Below are 15,844 nucleotides of genomic sequence, written 5' to 3' on the forward strand. Positions count from 1 at the left end.
GGTCTAGTCCTGCGTCTTGCAATCGCCGGTGAGCTTGCCGTTCACCATAGGACAATTGAATTTGCCCGGCGGCACCTTTTGCAGCAATGGCACCGAAAACTCGCCCAGCGTGATATTGAACGAGCCGACCGAGATTTGCGGCAAGCGGACAAACACCGCGATCGAATAGCCGTATTCCCCAACCAGGCCGTTCTTGGGCCATTCCTGCAGACTGCCGCTGGCTTGCCCCGTGGCGCCGATTTCCAGCAACGTGATCTTCTGGGTATCGGTCACCATCTGGCCGCCATAGGGGCCCTTGCGCTTGTATTTCAATTCCCATTCGTCACTCAGCGACAACAGGTCGACTTCCAGACCGCCGGTCAGCTTGCCGCTGGCCTGGCCAGCTTCCGAGCAACCGTCGTACTCGCCGCTGCCGCCCGCCGACAGGCTGAGCTTGAATTTGGCTTGCGGAATGACCGCATTGCCGCCCGGGATGAAGTCGCCCACCGGTATCAGTCTCAGGATAGGCAGCAGTGGCACCGCCGCTTCGAACTCCGCCACCAGGTTGCCGCTGAGCGAATATTTCATCGCGCCCTGTTCGCCTTTTTTCGCGCAACAGCTGTCGTCGCCGGCCGCCGACACTTCGCCCTTGGTGCTGAGCGAGAATTCGACGCCTACCGCGCGCCCCAGCTTGCCGATCGGCACCACGCTCTGCAACTCCAGCTTGGTGTTAGCGGAACTGCGCACATAACCATCCTTGGCGGGATCGGCCATGCAGCATGGCGCCTGCCCTGCCGGATTGCGCTTCTGGCACGCCGAGCATTTGGAAACGCCGCACTTGGGCGGATCCGGCGGCGGATTCGGCGGTCCGCCCCAGCCGGCCTTGGTGACGCCGCTGTTGGCATCGCTGACCAGCTGCGCGCCGTCCTCCGATACCGTGGCCCGTCCCATCGGCACAAACGTCGCCAGGTCATGATCCCACTGGTAAATGGCGCGCGTCTCGCCCGGCTTCAAACCCAGGCTGTTGGGCACCTTGACCTGCAGCGGCGGATCGAAGCGCGTACCGCTCGGCTGGATGGTCCAGGCCGGCGACATGAAGCCGTTGTAGCCGCCCGGCGGCACCATTGGCAACTTGTCCTGCTGGACCGGGCTGACCACCAGCGGGCCGCTGCGCGAGCCGTCCGGGAAGGTCACGCTGTTGGCCTTGACCACCATCTCGAAACCTTCGAAGCCAGGGATCTTCAGCGTCACGTCCTGGTTGCCGCCGACGATTTTCGCCTCGCTCATCAGCAACGGCGGCAGGTAGATCGCATGCGGCAGCACATTGTCCTGTCCGCGCACAGCCAGCGCCTCGAAATGCAGCGCCGGATACTGGCTGGTCTGCACGTTGGCGGTACGGCCGTCGATGAACAGGTCGAGCTTGCCGGGCGGCACCTGGCCGGGGAAGGTGAAGTAGCCGCTATCGTCGGCCGTCGCCGACAGGCTGGTGCGGCCGATCGATACCCGCACGCCGGGCAGCGGCTGGCCGCTGTGGCTCAACACCTTGCCGCTGAAGCGGGTCGGCCCGTCCTGCTGGCGCAACACCTGCAACTGATAGCTCGCGCCCTGGATCTCGGTCTGGCGCGCCGGATCGAGCGCGCGCGCATTGATGCGCACCAGTCCCGGCTCGGCGCCGTACAGCGGACGGGCGGTGGCCATGCCGTTGTTGTCGGTGCGCGCGGTATAGCTGGCCGACAGCGTGCCATTGGCGTCGACAAAGCCGGCGCTGCCCTGCTCCACGCTGAATACCACGGCGATGTCGGGCACGCGGTTTTCCTCGCTGTCGGTCACCACGGCCGACAGCGGTTCCAGCGCGCTGGCGCCGGTCTCGCCGAACTGGGTCGCGCCGCTGTCGGCGCGGATGAATGCCGGTGCGCCCTTGTCGCCGGTGGCGGTAAACACCACGTCCTCGCCGATCGCGGGGTGCGAGGCCCGCACCATGTTGCCGGCCTCGCCGGATTGCTTGCCCAGCGTCAGCCAGACCTGCGCTCGGCCGGCCTGATCGGTCCTGACCACCAGGTTGCGCACGGGGGCGCCGGCCTGGCCCGCACCGCCTGCGGTCGCGGCGATGCTGCCGGTGCCGCGCAGCACATCGAAGGTGAGTGCCGTGTTGGCCAGCGGATTGCCGTCTCGGGCCAATGCGACCACCGCCAGCGGCTTGGCCAGGGGGCTGTTGAGGGCGCCGCGCTGGCGGTTGCCGCCCAGCATGGTCAGGCGGTCCGAGCCGGCGGCGATGCGGGTCACCGTGATGTCCTGCTGGCGCGCGTTGCCAACGTGGTCGATTGCGGCGATGCGCAGCACATTAGCGCCGACCTCCAACGGTATGTCTTCGGCGATGTAGAAGCGGTCGGACACCTTGGCGCTGCGTACCTGCTGGTTGGCGGCATTGCTGACGGTGACCTGCGGATAAGGCACGTCGGCCCAGCCCTCGACCGCGTCGTTGACCACGCCGCGCACGTCGATCCGGGCATTGGAGGTGATCGCGTCCTTCAACGGCGCTTCCACGCTCAGCAGCGGCGCCGTCTGGTCCACCGTCACGGTGACACTGGCGGTGGCGGTGCGTCCACCGGCGTCGGTGGCAACCGCGTTGAGCAAGTTGATGCCCTCATGCAGGAAGAAGTTGGGGAAACTGAAGCTGGTTCCGCCGGCGTCGAGCTGCGCCGCCTGCTGGTTGACGGTCACGCCGGCAACCGGCTTGCTGACCGTGCCGGTGATGGTCACCGGCCGTTCGACGTTGCCGCTCAGATCGCGCGGGCTGTTCGGATTGACCGGTCCGAGCGTAGCCTTGTCGGTCGGGCCGCGTATCGTCACCACCGGCGGCGCATCGTAGGTCACGACCGTGCTGGCGCTGCGCATCGTGCCGTCGGCATAGGTGGCGGTCACCGTCACCGTATTGCTGCCATCGGCCAGCTCCACGGTGGCGCCGAAGCCACCACCGGCAACCGGCGCCATCTCGACGCCGTTGGCGCTGAGCGCCTGCGCATAGCTGGCGCTCGACGTGGCCGTCGCCGTCACCTGCAGCCGGCCGAGGCCGCTGACGGCGCCGCTTGCCGGACTGACGATGGCGACGTCGTAGGTGGTGAGCGGCGCGATGTCGAAGCCCCAGAACGCCTCGGCCGCCGCACCGCTGCGCGTGCTCACGGTCACATAGACATTGTGGTTGCCTTCGGCCAGCGCTTGCGCCGGCGTGAAGCTGACGCCGCCCGCGCTGACGGTCGCCTTCGCCGTCACATCGACGCCGTCCACCACCATCAACACGCTGGCGGCGTCGATGCTGGCGCTCGCGCTGAGGAACTTGGCCGAGAGCACGGGCTTGCTGCCGGACGGCAGCGCGACGTCCTTGGGCGTCACCGCGATAATTTCCGGCGTCGATGCGGTGCCGAAGCGCCAACTGGACATGGCCGCGTTGCCGGCGACATCAGGCACGGTCAGGCTGACGGTGTGGTTGCCGTCGGCCAGTGGCGCCGGCACCGTGTAACGAATGGCGGTTGCGCTGACGACGGCCTTGGCGCTGACGTCGACGCCGTCGAGCAGCAGCCGCACGCGGGCGGTATCGATCGCCGGACCGGTTGCGGCATAGCTGGCGCCGATGACCGGCGTGGCACCGCTCGGCAGGTAAACCTCGCTGGGACTCTGCTGGCTGATCAGCGGCGGTGCGGTATTCACCGTCTTGACCGCGAAAGCCCATTGTTGCTGGGCGATGTTGCCGCTGCGGTCGGCCAGCGTCAACAGCACCGCATGGTCGCCATCGACCAGGGGCCGGGGTGCCGCGTATTCGATTTTGTCCGCGCCGGCCTGGGCCTGCGCCGTGACGTCGGCGCCGTCGAACAACAGGCGGACCGAGGCGGGATCGACGCCGGAACCGACATCGCTGTAGCTGGCAAAGATATTCGGCTGGGCCTGGCCCGGCAGTATGACGGCGCTGGGGCCGAAAGTCAGTATCTGCGGCGCCGTGGCGGTCTTGAAGGACCAATTGCGCTGGCTGCTGTTGCCGGCGCGGTCCTGCACGGTCAGTACCACCGTGTGATCGCCTTCGGCCAACGGCTGAGTCGGCTGATAACGGATGCCGGTGTCCGACACCGCGGCCTGGGCCGTCACCGCCTGGCCGTCGATTTCCAGCACCACGCGGCCGGCGTCGACGCCGCCGCCCGCATCCTGGTACTGGGCGCTGATCACGGGCAGCACGTCCGCCGCCAGCAGCGCACCTTGCTCGGGCGCGACGCTACCGGCGATCACGGGGCCGTCCGCATCGATAGTGAAACTCCACACGCTGCCGACCGCGTTGCCCGCCTGGTCGGCCAGCGACAATGTGACCGTGCGCAGACCGCCGGCCAAGGCCTGCGAAGGGGTATAGCTGATGCCTGTCGCACCGACCTGGGCGTGAGCCGTCACATCGACGCCATCGATGGCCAGCCGCACCTTGGCGGTATCGATGCCGGTGCCGCGCTCGCCCGTATCCTGATAGGCCGCGCTGATGCGCGGCGTGGCGCTGGCGACCAGCGCGTCTTTCGGTAGTTGCTGGCTGATCACCGGCAATCCGCTGTCGAGCGTGAAGCGCCAGGTGGTGGTGCTGCTGTTGCCGGCCTTGTCGCCGACGGTCAGCGTCAGCACGTGCACGCCCTGCTCCAATGCCGTGGCCGGGGTCAGTGTCAATCCGGTGGCGCCGACCTGGGCCTGGGTGGTGACGTCGATGCCGTCCAGCCGCAGCACCACGGCGGCGGTGTCGATGCCGGCGCCGGTGTCGCGGTAGCGGGCGCTGATGGCCACGCTGGCCTGGGCGTTCAACACCACATCCTGCGGCGCCACGGCGGTGATCTCGGGCGCGCTGCGGGTGATGAAATGCCAGCTGGATTCGGCGACATAGCCCAGCTTGTCGGTGACCGACAGCGTCACCGTGTGCAAGCCTTCGGCCAGCGCCGCCGGCGGCGTATAGGCGATGCAGCCGGTGCTGATCGTGGCCTGGGCGGTGACGTTCTTGCCGTCCAGCGTCAGCACGGTCTTGGCCGGCACGATGACGGTACCGACGCTGACCAGCGTGGCGCCGATGCGCGGCACGCCGTCGGCCGCCAGCACGGCGCCGTCGGCCGGCGCCTGTTGCGTGATGGTCACGCCGCGGCTGTCGACGCCGAAGCTCCATTCGTCGGTGCTGCTGTTGCCGACCGCGTCGACCACTTTCAGCGCCACGCGGTGGGTGCCGTCGCTCAGCTTGCGCGGCGGGGTGTAGCGGATGCCGGCCGGGCCGACCACGGCGGCGGCCGTGACGTCGACGCGGTCGACGCTGAGCGTGACCTTGGCGGTATCGATGCCGCTGCCGCCCTGGTCGCCGTAGCTGGCGCTGATGACGGCGGACGGGCTGGCGTTGCGCAAGTCTTTCGGCGCTTCGGCCGTGACCTTGGGCGCCAGCGTGTCGACCACGAAGCTCCAGCTGGCGCTGCCTTTGTTGCCCGACTTGTCGGCCACCGTCAGCGCCACCGTGTGGCTGCCCTCGGCCAGCGCCTTGGCCGGCTTGTAGCTGATGCCGGTGCTGCTGATCTTGGCTTGGGCGCTGACGTCGGCGCCGTCGACGCTGAGCTTGACGCTGGCGGTGTTCACGCCGCTGCCGCCGGCCTCGTCCTGGTAGCTGGCGCTGATGCTGGGTTTGCCGTCGGTCTGCCCCTGTTGCGGCAGCAGTTTGGTGATGGCCGGCGCGGAATTGTCGCGCACCGTGAAGGTCCACTGGAACAGGAACTGGAACTTGATGTCGTAAAACCAGCCCAGCAACTCGTCGGACAGGCCGGGCAACAGCGGCAAGCCCGGTATCTGGCTGTCGTCCTCATCGATGCCGTCGACCTGGTACTGGCTTTTGCCGTTGACGCTCACCTTGCGGTCCAGGCGGCGGTCGAAGAATTGGTTGGCGCGCAGCGTGATGGTGTCGGTGCTGGCCTTGGTCTGGTGGGCGCCCACCGTGCCGAAATCGGCGCCGGCGTCGGGCACGGTGATGCTGGGCAGGCGGCTGCGGACGGCGCCGCTGACATTGGCGGCGGCCGCGCCGGCGTTGCGCACATCGACGCGGTACACATAGTCGTATAGCGGATGGGCCGGCGTGCCGCCGGGCGCCAGCGTCTTGGACAGGGGATGGTAGTCGACCACGAGGAATTGCGGCAAGTCGGCGGCCTGGACGCCGGCGGCCGTCAGCAGCATGGTACAGGCACACACCGCTGCCAGCAAAGAAGCGCCCAGAGCGCGCAGCTGCGTCACAAAAAACATTCCCACTCTCCCCCGGCTTTAGAAACACCCAAGAGCAATGTTTCTCAAGGGTAACGCGCATAAGGATAGCAAAGAATTCAACTGCTTAAAATATAATTAATTGCAGTTTGGAAATTATTGGATAGAATTTACCGTGCGAAATGTGTTAAGAGGCCAACGCCCGGACCTCTTCTTCGGTGAATCCGGCCTGCAGCCGTGCTTCGATATTGAACGGGCCGCGCAGCGCCGGCGCCTTGTACTGGGCGGCCAGGTCGGCGTAGGCTGCGCGCAGGTCGAGGCCGCGCTGGCGGCACAGGTGGCCGTACCAGCGGTTGCCGATCTCCACGTGGCCGATCTCGTCGCGCAGGATGATGTCGAGGATGTGGGCGGCCTCCAGGTCGCCGGCCTGGGCCAGCTTGGCGCGCAGCGGCGGATTGGCGTCGAGGCCGCGCGCCTCCAGCGTGCGCGGCACCAGCGCCATGCGCGCCAGCACGTCGTCGCAGGTCTTCTCGACCATCTCCCACAGGCTGTCGTGGGCAGCGAAGTCGCCGTACCGGTAGCCGAGCGTCTGCAGGTGCGCGGCCAGCAGCGAGAAATGCAGCGCCTCTTCCTTGGCCACCAGCAGCCAGTCGGTGTAGTACGCGGCCGGCATGCCGGGGAAGCGCCACAGCGCGTCGAGCGCGAGGTTGATGGCGTTGAATTCGATGTGCGCCAGCGCGTGGATCAGCATGGCGCGCCCTTCCAGCGTGTTCATCGCGCGCCGGCCGACCAGGCGCGGCGGCACCAGGTCGGGCTTGGCCGGGCGGCCGGGGATGGCGGCGGACGAAGCCATCCGCGCTTGCGTATCGAGCGTGCAGGCGCCCTCTTCCGAGGCCACCGCCATTGCCGCGACCGCCGCCGTTTTCGCCGCGGGATCGGCTTCGGTCAGGCAGTGCAATGCGCGCGCGCGGAGTTCCATACTGTGTCCTTCAATTCATGAGGGCGACAGTGTACCAGCTAGCCGACCGCGGGCTCCAGCAGGGTCAGCGTGTGATGGTCGGCATCCAGCCTGGCGCGGATGCCGACCGGGATGGTGAACTGGTTGCGGATGTGGCCGAAGGAGTAGCCGGCCACCGCCGGCCGGGTCAGCGGCTGCAGGTGCTGGTCGAGGGTGTCGTCCAGCGTCAGCGCGCTTTCGCCTTCGGGCGCTTCGCAGTTTTCGTTGGTGCCGATCATGACGGCGGCGGCGTTCCGGAATCCCTGGCTGAGTTGCAATTGCGTCAACATGCGGTCGATGCGGTACGGTTCTTCGTTGACTTCTTCCAGGTACAGGATGGCATCCCTGAAATCGGCCGCGTATGGCGTGCCGGCCAGCGCGGCGACCAGCGACAGGTTGCCGCCGATTAGCCGGCCGGTGGCCATGCCGCCATGCACGGCGCGCGGCATGTGCTCGTCGAACATTCCGATGGTGTAGTTGTCGTGCGGCGTCATCAGCACGTTTTGCATGTGTGCCACGGAATAGTCGGAGAACGTCGACGAGGCCACCGGCCCATGGAAGGTCACCAGCCCGGCGTGCCTGAGCAGCGCCAGGTGCAGGCAGGTGATGTCCGAGTAGCCGATCAGCACCTTGGGATGCGCGCGTATCAGCTTGTAGTCGATGTGCTCCAGCAGCGAGATGCAGCCAGAACCGCCCCGTATCGCCCACACCGCCTTGATCTCGGGATCGAGGAACATGGCGTGCAGGTCGGCCAGGCGCTGTTCCACCGTGCCGGCGTAATTGCCATAGACGTAGTGGACGTTGTCGCCCAGCCGCGCCCGCAATCCCAGCGATTCGATATTGGCCACCGCCTTGGCCAGCGCGTCGTCGTTGGTGTGGCCGCCGGGCGCGATGATGCCCACCTGGTCGCCCGGCTGCAGGCGGGCCGGTTTCAACAGTCGCATGGATTTCCTTCGTGATGGCGCCGTACCTGCAACCCCGGCCGCGGCCGGCAGCGCCGCCGACCCCAGCGCGGCGGCGGCCAGCAGATTGCCGAACTGCCGCCGGCTGAACGGGCCGGACATTACAGGAACTTGTACTTGAGCAGGATGTTGAGCGAGCGGCCGCGCGGGTCGGCCACACGTGGATCCCAACCGGCGCCGACCACTTCATCCACGTTGTGCGCGGTGAACGGCGGATCCGTGTCCAGCAGGTTCTGGATGCCCAGCGTGATCGTCGTGTTCTTGAAGCCGGTGTAGCTGGCCGACAGATCGTACTTGGTGTAGGCCTTGACGTCGGGATTGAAGCCCGGCGGCGGCGTGTCCTTGCCGCCGTTCGGCACCTGGTCCTTGTAGCCCGAGCTGTAGTTCTGGATCAGCATCGCGCTCCAGTCGCCGCGCGACAGGCTCAGGCTGGCGTTGTGCTTCCAGCGCAGGTACAGGTCGCGGGTGTAGAAGTTGCCGACATATTCCTTGTACGGCTGGCCTTCGATCTCGGCGAACTTGAAGCTGTTGGTGTAGGTGCCGTCGAGGTTGAAGTTCCAGCCGTAGCCGCCAACCTTGCCCTCGCCGCGCAGGCTGAGGTCGGCGCCGCGCGTCTTGGCGCCCGCCGCGTTGATCCAGCCGGCGGTCACGTAATCGATGGTGCCGTCCGGCTTGCGGTGGATCTCGTTCTGCAGCAGCGCCGCGTTGGCCAGCACCACTTGCGGCGTGCGGTTCAGGATGCGGTTCAGCGAGTTGATCGCCCAGTAGTCCAGCGAGGCCGAGTAGCCCTTGACCGGTTCGATCACAAAGCCCAGGCTGCCCTGCTTCGAGGTTTCCGGCTTCAGCGTCGGATTACCGCCGGTGAAGTAGCTCAGGCGCGGAATCGCGCAGTAGGCCGGATCGCCTGGGTGTTGCGGACAGCCGATAGGATCGATGATGCCGTTAGGCAGTTCCTGCGACAGCTGCGCGGAATACAGCTGCGTGAAGCTCGGCGCCAGGAAGCCCTTGTTGGCCGAACCGCGGAACAGCAGCCAGCTGGCCGGCTCGTAGCGGAACGAGATCTTCGGATTGGTGGTGTCGCCGAACACGCTGTAGTGGTCGCGGCGCACCGCCAGTTGCAGTTCCAGCTGCTTGGTGACCGGCACCAGCAATTCGGTGTAGACCGCCTTGATGTCGCGCGTTGCGTTGCTGAGGGCGGCATTGCCCGGCGCCAGCAGGATCTGCGTGGCGTCGACATCCTGGGCGAACCCGTAGCCTTCGCGGCGCAGGTCGAAGCCGACCGCCATCGACATGGCGCCGGCCGGCAGTTGCCAGATTTCGCCCGACAGATTGCCGTCGATCTGGGTCAGCTTGGTCGAGCCGTGCTGGAACGCGCCGGTGAACTTGGTCGATTCGATCAACTTCAAGGCTTCCGGCGTCTGCGATTGGCCGGCGGTCAGCCATGGGTTGATCAGGCCGGTGCCCAGCGCGGAGTAGATCTGGCTGGTGTAGCCGTAGCCGTCGGTCAGCGCGGTCTTGGTCTTGCTTTCCGCATGCGACACGCCGGCGCGGTAGTCCCATTTTCCCAGTACGCCTTCGGCGCCGATCAGCAGGCGCGCGTTGTCGGTGACGTTTTCCTGGGTGCGGTTGCCCCATGGATTGGCGCGCCACTTGTAGATGATCGGCTTGGTCTTGTCGAAGGTCGGAATGAAGGCCGACAGGTCCTGGTAATAGGCGCCGCCGACCGGATAGGCGCTGCCGTTGGCCAGCGAGGTGGAAATCTGCATCGGCGTCAGTTCGGCCGTGGCCTTGCTGTGGCCGTACAGCACCTCGGCGAACACCTTGTGGTCGGCGTTGATCTGCAGCGTGCCGCGCGAGACCGCGTTCAGGCGCTCGACCGGGAAGCTGATGACGTAGTCGGCGCCGTAGTCGTAGGCGCAGGAATAGGTGCTGCGGGTGGCGGCGGTGACGTCCTTCCACAGCGCGGTCTGGTATTGCGACATGCCGGGAACGGTGTCGCACTTGCCCTGGAAGCTGAGCGGATTGGCTTGCAGATAGGTGGTGCTGTCGCCCGGCATCTTGAAACCGGTGCCGAGCGCGGTGCCGGCGCCGGTCAGCTGGTTGGCGTAGGGCGTGCCGGTGGTGTCCGGCGACAGGCCGCGCGCCGGCTGGAAGCCGTTGGCGAAGCTGCGGTCGCGCGAGCTGAGCTTTTCGTTGTTGTCATAGGTGACGCTGCCCATGACGTTGTAGCCTTCCTTCTGCAGCGAGCCGATGCCGCCCAGCAGCGACAGCCGGCGGTTGGCGCCGCCGCCGTGCTCGGTGAAGTTGTCGTTGATCGAGGCTTCCAGGCCGCGGTAGTCGGTGCGTAGGATGAAGTTGATGACGCCGCCGATGGCGTCGGTGCCGTAGATCGCCGAGGCGCCGTCCTTGAGGATTTCCACGCGCTGGATCGCGCCCAGCGGGATCGCGTTCAGGTCGACCGCCTTGGCGCTGGCGCCGAAGGTGGCGATGCGGCGGCCGTTCAACAGCACCAGCGTGCTGTTCGGTCCGAGACCGCGCAGCGAGGCGTACGACGCGCCGCCGCTGACGCGGTCGGCATCGGCGCCAAACACGTTGTTGCCGGACGTCATGTTGTCGGCGCCGGTGCCGTTGGCCGACAGGCTGCGCACCAGCTGCTCGGTGCTGGTGATGCCGGATTTCTCGATGGTGTCGTAGCTGATGACCTGGACCGGCAGCGCGCCCTCCTTCGCCACCCGCTTGATGCTGCTGCCGGTGATTTCCACGCGCTGCATCGCCGGCTCGCCGTCCTGCGCAAAGACCGGACTTGCCGCCGGAGCCACTACACCTATCAGCGCAATCATGTGCGCCAGTTTCTTAACCTTCACGGCCTCTCCCTTGGATTGATACCTGCGATCTAACGAGTCTGGCGGGGGCAATGTCATAGCATTACGTTATCCCGGCGAACCCAGATTAGCGCTTGCTCCTTCTACCAGATAATGAAAATAGCTTTTGCGGCTATAACTTTTAGGAATGAAGCGAGCGGCGACGCAGGAGGATGCCAGTATCGTCCTAATTTCGAAATGGTATATGTATCATTTTTGCCACGCCGCAATAAATAAAGTCTATTCAAGCAGCGCGCGGGCGGCGCTAGCGATGCTGTTGGCCAGTTGGCGGGCGCCATGGGACAGCGGCGCGTGCGCCGGGGTCAGCAGGTAGAGCTGGATCGGTATCGCCGGCGCCCAGGGACGGCTTTGCAGCCGCCCACGGCCGGACGCGGCGGTGAACGGATCGACCACCGCCATGCCGCCGCCCGCCTCCACCAGCGAGCGGGCGATCTGGTAGGTCTGCACCACGGTGTGGAAGTGCGGCTGCATGCCTTGCGCTTCGCAGGCGGCCACCACCAGTTCGCCCAGCGGGTCGTTGTCGGCGTAGCCTATCAGCTCGCCCTCGAGGCCGGCGGCCGTCAGCGGCGTGGCGGTTTGCGTCGCGGCCCAGCGTCCGGGCGGCGCGATGACCGTCATCACGCCCTGCGCGATCGGCTCGGCCAGGATGCCGGGATGGCGCGGATCCTGCAGCGACAGGCCGAGATCGGCCTCGCCCAGGCGCAAGGTGTTGACGATTTCGCTGGTGTGGTGGGTGGCCAGTTCGCAGCGGGTATCGGCGAAACTGCGGCGCCAGGCGCTCATGGCTTGCGGCAACACGCTGACGGCGATGGTCGGCGTCGACACCAGGCGGATGGTTTCGACGGCGCGGCCCTTGAGGCTGGCCGCCAGGCGGCGGATGCCTTGCAGGTCGCGGTTCAGTTTCTCGGTTTCGGCGAACAGCAGATGCGCTTCCGGCTTGGGATACAGCTTGCCGCGCACGCGCTCGAACAGCGGCATGCCCAGTTGCAGCTCGCAATGCTGCAGCACCTTGGTGACGGCCGGCTGGGAAATATGCAGCACCTGGGCCGCGCCGCTGATGGTGCCGACCTGCATGATGGCGTGGAAAACTTCGATATGACGTAACCGCATCTTCCTTCTTTCAGTAGCGCAATGGTATTGGGCGCTACTCTAGCAGGAGTGCGGCACGAACGCTGCCATCGGTTTGTATCAGCAGCGCCTTGGCCCGCGAGACCGGCTGGCGCCGCAGCAAGGCTACCACCGCGACCTTGACGTGGAAGCCGCATTGCTCCAGCACGCCGCGCGCGGTGGCCTCGTCGGCCCCGGTCGCGTGCATGGTCAGGGCGACCGCGCGCTGCACCAGCTTGGCGTTGGTCGGCTGCATGTCGACCATCAGGTTGCCATAGACCTTGTGCAAGCGCACCATGATGGCGCTGGAGATGGTGTTGAGGGCGATTTTCTGCGCCGTGCCGGCCTTCAGGCGGGTGCTGCCGGAGATGACCTCGTGGCCGGTGTCCAGCGTGATGCCGATCCGCGCACCCGCCACCACCGGCGCGCCGGGATTGTTGGCGATGCCGATGGTCAGCGCGCCGCTGCCGTTCGCCGCCGCCAGCGCGCCTAATACATAGGGCGTGGTGCCCGAGGCCGCCAGCAACAGGATCACATCATTGGGCTGCGGCCGCAGCGCCAGCAGATCGATGCCGCCCTGCGTCCTGTCGTCTTCCGCGCCCTCCACCGCCTTGAACATGGCGCCCTTGCCGCCGGCCAGCAACGATAATGCGCGCTCGTGTGGCCAGGAAAAGGTCGGATGCAGTTCGACGCCGTCCAGCACGCCCAGTCGGCCGGAGGTGCCGGCGCCCACGTAGATCAGGCGCCCGCCGGCCGCGATGCGCGGCGCCGCCGCGTCGACCGCGGCAGTGATGGTGGCGGCGGCATTGTGTACCGCCCGTACCGCATTGAACTGGTCCGCGATCAGCGTATCGACCAGGTCGGCCACCGGATATTGGTCCAAGCCAGCGTGTTCCTGGCTGGGGAGTTCGGTATTGAGCATCGCATGCCTGTAGGAATTCGATGAAGCCAGTGTAACTGTCCAGCTTGCCGAAAGCTCATGAAAGCTTACCGGGCGGGCATTCCGAAAAGTTATATGGCAAGAGCCGGTTTTCATTGGCGAGGCGTGGCGCCGCACAGTATTCTTTGCCTTAATGATTAAACAAGGGCCACTATGAAACCGGAAATGCAGGCTCTGATGGGGATGATATTGATGGCCGGACTCGGCGGCGGCGCGCATGCGGCCACGCTGGACCAGGAGCTGGCTGCCGTGGCGGCCGACCCGGCGATGCCGCTGGCCAGCCTGTCGGTGCTGGCGGTGCGCAGCGGCAAAGTCGCTTACCAGTATCAAACCGGCCAGCGCCGCATGGGCGCCGCGCCGCTGCCGGCGAACGCGGACACGATGTACCGCATCGCCTCGGTTTCCAAGATGATGACCACCTTCGGCCTGATGAAGCTGGTCGAGGATAAACAGCTGGAGCTGGACGCGGATGTGAGCCGCTACCTCGGCTATCCGCTGCGCAATCCGGCGTTCCCGAACCAGGCCATCACGCTGCGCATGCTGCTGACGCATACCTCGTCGCTGCGCGACGGCGCCGGCTATTTCTGGCCGGCCGGCGTCGCCATCCAGGACCAGTTGGCCGGCAATCCGGACGGCATGTGGGCGGCCGATGCGGCGCCGGGCGCCTATTTCACCTACAGCAACCTGAACTGGGGCGTGATCGGCACCGTCATGGAAAAGGCCAGCGGCGAGCGCTTCGACCGCCTGATGCGCCGGTTGCTGCTGGCGCCGATGGGCCTGCGCGGCGGCTACAACCCGGCCGAATTCTCCGCCGCCGAGCTGACCGACGTGGCGACGTTGTACCGCAAGCGCCCCGTCGACAGCGAGGCCTGGGCGCCCGCCGGGCCGTGGGTCGCGCAGGTGGATGACTACAGCGCGCGTCCGCCCGCCGCGCCGGCCGGCGTCGCCAGCTATGTCATCGGCAGCAACGGCACGTTGTTCAGCCCGACCGGCGGCCTGCGCATCTCCGCCAGCGACCTGGGCAAGGTGATGTTGATGCTGATCCACGGCGGCCGCCACCAGGATCGCCAGATCCTGCAGCCCGACACCATCAAGCTGATGTTCAGCCGCCAATGGTCCTACGACGGCCACAACGGCGACACCTACCGCGGCCTGTATCACAGCTGGGGGCTGGGCAGCCAGCGCTTCGAGGACACGGCCGCCGGCGGCAACCGGCTGGTCGAAGGCGGCGGCTTCAGCGCGGCCGGCCATCTGGGCGAGGCCTACGGCCTGATCTCCACCTTCGTGGTCGACCTGAAAAGCGGCAACGGCATGGTGTCGCTGATCGGCGGCACCGGCGCCGACCCGGACGGCAACCCCGGCCGCTACTCCGCCATGACCGGCAGCGAAGAGCGCATCCTGAGCGCGCTGTACCGCCGCGCCATCCTGGGCCAGTGAGATGAGTCAGATTATTGTTATCGGCGGCGGCGTGGTCGGCCTGACTTCGGCCTGGTGGCTGCTGGAAGCCGGCCATCACGTTACCTTGCTGGAACGCGAGGCGGAGGTCGGCAGCATGGCCAGCTACCGCAACGGCGGCCAGCTCAGCTACCGCTACGTGGCGCCGCTGGCCGACGCCGGCGTGCCGCTGAAGGCGCTGCATTGGCTGTTCCAGCCGGACGGCCCGCTGCGCTTCAGGCCCGAAGCCGACCTGCGCCAATGGCGCTGGCTGGCGCAATTCCTGCGCAACTGCAACGCCGCCAGCAACCGCCGCACCACCGCGACGCTGCTGCAACTGGGCGAACTGAGCCGCAACGCGATGAACCAGCTGGCGCTGGACTTGCCGCTGTCCGAATTCGGCTGGCGCGACGCCGGCAAGCTGGTGGTGTATCGCAGCCGCCGCCTGTTCGAGCGCACCGCCGCCCGGGCCGGCGCCGATGCCGACGTGCTGACGCCGGCCGGTACGGTGTTGCGCGAGCCGGCGCTGGCCGCGCTGCAGGGCGACCTGGCCGGCGGCATCTTCAATCGCGGCGAAGCGGTGGCCGACTGCCACGCTTTCTGCGTCGCGCTGGCGCAGCGCCTGGAGGAGCATCCGCGTTTTCACGGCGTGGTGCGTGGCAACGCCCTGGCCCTGCAAACCGCCGGCGGCCAGGTGACCGGGCTGAGCACATCGATCGGCGTGCTGAGCGCCGACCAGTACGTGCTGGCTGCCGGCATCCAGAGCCGCGACCTGGCGGCCGGCGCCGGCATCTACCTGCCGCTGTATCCGCTCAAGGGCTACAGCCTGACGGCGCCGATCCGCGCGCAAGACCGGGCGCCGGCGGTCAGCGTGACCGATTTCGAGCGCAAGGTGCTGTATGCGCGCATCAACGGCGACCTGCGCGTGGCGGCGATGGTGGACATGGTCGGCGCCGACCGCAGCATCGATCCGCGCCGCGTGCAGGGCCTGGTGCGGCTGGCCAAGGAAGCCATGCCCGGCGCCGCCGACTACGACCGCGCCCAAGCCTGGGCCGGCCTGCGCCCGGCGACGCCGAACAGCGCCCCCATCATCGGCGCCACCCGCTACGGCAACCTGTGGCTGAACGTCGGCCACGGCCCGCTGGGATTCACCTTCGCCTGCGGCACCGCCAGCATCCTGGCCGGCTTGATGCGCGGCGAGGCGGCGCCGTTCGCGCTGGAGGGGTTGACCCTGGCATCATAAGTTGCCTTTAGTTAATTACATGTCATAATGCGTTGACTAATTATTATGGAGCGCATT

At 66.9% G+C, this 15,844-nt stretch carries 8 protein-coding genes; 2 read left to right on the plus strand and 6 right to left on the minus strand.

What is annotated here, in order from left to right:
- Positions 1 to 3: 3 nt before the first annotated feature.
- The 6 genes from ACEN9F_RS02795 to ACEN9F_RS02820 form a co-directional block, all read right to left on the minus strand.
- Complete coding sequence (locus ACEN9F_RS02795) at positions 4 to 6,264, minus strand: Ig-like domain-containing protein (RefSeq protein ID WP_413417602.1); 6,261 nt, start codon at positions 6,262 to 6,264, stop codon at positions 4 to 6.
- Between the two features lie 145 nt (positions 6,265 to 6,409).
- Positions 6,410 to 7,201, minus strand: coding sequence for a ferritin-like domain-containing protein (locus ACEN9F_RS02800; protein ID WP_413417604.1), 792 nt, complete (start codon positions 7,199 to 7,201; stop codon positions 6,410 to 6,412).
- Between the two features lie 38 nt (positions 7,202 to 7,239).
- A complete protein-coding gene (locus ACEN9F_RS02805) occupies positions 7,240 to 8,283 on the minus strand; it encodes a S66 peptidase family protein (protein ID WP_413417606.1) in 1,044 nt (347 codons plus the stop codon).
- On the minus strand, positions 8,283 to 11,045 hold the full coding sequence (locus tag ACEN9F_RS02810; RefSeq protein WP_413417608.1) for a TonB-dependent receptor: 2,763 nt from the start codon (positions 11,043 to 11,045) through the stop codon (positions 8,283 to 8,285). Before ACEN9F_RS02810 ends, ACEN9F_RS02805 begins: the two co-directional genes overlap by 1 nt.
- A gap of 237 nt (positions 11,046 to 11,282) precedes the next feature.
- A complete protein-coding gene (locus tag ACEN9F_RS02815) occupies positions 11,283 to 12,173 on the minus strand; it encodes a LysR family transcriptional regulator (RefSeq protein ID WP_413417610.1) in 891 nt (296 codons plus the stop codon).
- Between the two features lie 34 nt (positions 12,174 to 12,207).
- Complete coding sequence (locus ACEN9F_RS02820) at positions 12,208 to 13,092, minus strand: N-acetylmuramic acid 6-phosphate etherase (RefSeq protein WP_413417612.1); 885 nt, start codon at positions 13,090 to 13,092, stop codon at positions 12,208 to 12,210.
- 195 nt (positions 13,093 to 13,287) lie between these two features.
- Between ACEN9F_RS02820 and ACEN9F_RS02825 the strand changes: the two genes are divergently transcribed.
- On the plus strand, positions 13,288 to 14,547 hold the full coding sequence (locus ACEN9F_RS02825) for a serine hydrolase domain-containing protein (protein WP_413417614.1): 1,260 nt from the start codon (positions 13,288 to 13,290) through the stop codon (positions 14,545 to 14,547).
- 1 nt (position 14,548) lies between these two features.
- Positions 14,549 to 15,787, plus strand: coding sequence for a D-amino acid dehydrogenase (locus tag ACEN9F_RS02830; RefSeq protein ID WP_413417616.1), 1,239 nt, complete (start codon positions 14,549 to 14,551; stop codon positions 15,785 to 15,787).
- Positions 15,788 to 15,844: the final 57 nt, after the last annotated feature.

It is taken from the genome of Duganella sp. CT11-25 (assembly GCF_047302815.1).
Classification (GTDB): Bacteria; Pseudomonadota; Gammaproteobacteria; order Burkholderiales; family Burkholderiaceae_D; genus Rugamonas.

Coding starts and splice junctions, on each gene's coding strand:
- ACEN9F_RS02795 (WP_413417602.1), bottom strand. CDS start 6,264: ATGTTTTTTGTGACGCAGCTGCGCGCTCTGGGCGCTTCTTTGCTGGCA.
- ACEN9F_RS02800 (WP_413417604.1), bottom strand. CDS start 7,201: ATGGAACTCCGCGCGCGCGCATTGCACTGCCTGACCGAAGCCGATCCC.
- ACEN9F_RS02805 (WP_413417606.1), bottom strand. CDS start 8,283: ATGTCCGGCCCGTTCAGCCGGCGGCAGTTCGGCAATCTGCTGGCCGCC.
- ACEN9F_RS02815 (WP_413417610.1), bottom strand. CDS start 12,173: ATGCGGTTACGTCATATCGAAGTTTTCCACGCCATCATGCAGGTCGGC.
- ACEN9F_RS02820 (WP_413417612.1), bottom strand. CDS start 13,092: ATGCTCAATACCGAACTCCCCAGCCAGGAACACGCTGGCTTGGACCAA.
- ACEN9F_RS02825 (WP_413417614.1), top strand. CDS start 13,288: ATGGGGATGATATTGATGGCCGGACTCGGCGGCGGCGCGCATGCGGCC.
- ACEN9F_RS02830 (WP_413417616.1), top strand. CDS start 14,549: ATGAGTCAGATTATTGTTATCGGCGGCGGCGTGGTCGGCCTGACTTCG.